The sequence below is a fragment of the Micromonospora sp. U21 genome, assembly GCF_018070045.1.
Taxonomy (GTDB): domain Bacteria; phylum Actinomycetota; class Actinomycetes; order Mycobacteriales; family Micromonosporaceae; genus Micromonospora.
The window spans coordinates 1-988 of the sequence record NZ_JAGPYK010000087.1 but is presented as its reverse complement, the minus strand read 5'-3'; the positions used below and the strand labels follow the sequence as shown (position 1 = coordinate 988).

The 988-nt window shown below is 63.9% G+C and carries 1 protein-coding gene; it reads right to left on the bottom strand.

Annotated elements, in window-relative coordinates; all coding sequences use genetic code 11:
- Nucleotides 1–25: 25 nt before the first annotated feature.
- Entirely contained in the window at nt 26–919 is an 894-nt protein-coding gene (locus KBX63_RS34865) for an IS982 family transposase (protein ID WP_210918680.1), read from the bottom strand.
- Between the last annotated feature and the right edge of the window lie 69 nt (nt 920–988).

Genomic DNA, 988 nt, shown 5'->3' with positions numbered 1-988 from the left:
CTAGACGAGTTGTTCCGAATTCCGGTCAGTGGTCGTAGGCGATCAGTGATCGGGTGACGGGTGCGCTGGTCTTGTTGTTGTGCCAGATCGCGGCGGTCATGGCCAGGAGGCGTTGAGCCACGCGTACGGCGACGCCGGTGAAGGTTCGTCCGCCGTGTTGTTCCAGGTCGAGCTGGCCTTTGAGGGTGTCGTTGACGGATTCGATCAGCTGTCGGACCTTCTTGAGCATCGGTTCGCCGTAGCGGGTCTTCTCCCTCTTGCGCGATGGTCGGAGCAGTTCGATGCCCTGTTCGGCCAGCTGCCGCTCGAACGGTTTGGAGGCGAAGCCCTTGTCGCTGAGCAGCAGGATCCCGTCGTGTTCGGCCACCACGTCTGCCTCGATCTGCAGCATCGAGGCGAGGACCTCCCGTTCGCCGATCTTCGGGTTCGCCAGTGCCCACAGGATCGGCATCCCGGTCGGGGTGCACACCAGGTACAGCCGCAGGCCCCAGAAGAACCGGGAGTGTGAGGCGCAGTAGCCGTATCCGGCCCAGCCGGCCAGGTCCGAGCGTTGGACCGTGGGGCGGGACATGCCACAGGGGATGGGGGTGGAGTCGACGATCCAGTGGTTGTCGAACCAGAAGTCACTGTCGCGGGCCAGGTCCCGGATCACCTTCTTGATCAACGGCAGCGCGGCGCGGAGCCGCTTGTTGTACCCGGGTCGCTGCGGCAGGTACGGGAACATGCCGGCTAGGTGGATACGGGCGTAGCGGATCCAGTGCGCTTCCGAGCGGGCGCCGAGCAGGACCTGGGCTACGGCCAGGCACACCAGTTCGGAGTCGGTCAGCAGCGGTGGTCTACCTCGCCACCGGGGCGTGCGGATGGTGTCGTCGATCTTCACGTACAGTGCGGTCAAGAGGGTATCCAGGTCTTGCGTCACAACATGATCTTGGATGCCCTCTCTTCATGCCCAGACATCGACCCCTGACTTCGGAACTACTCGTCTAGG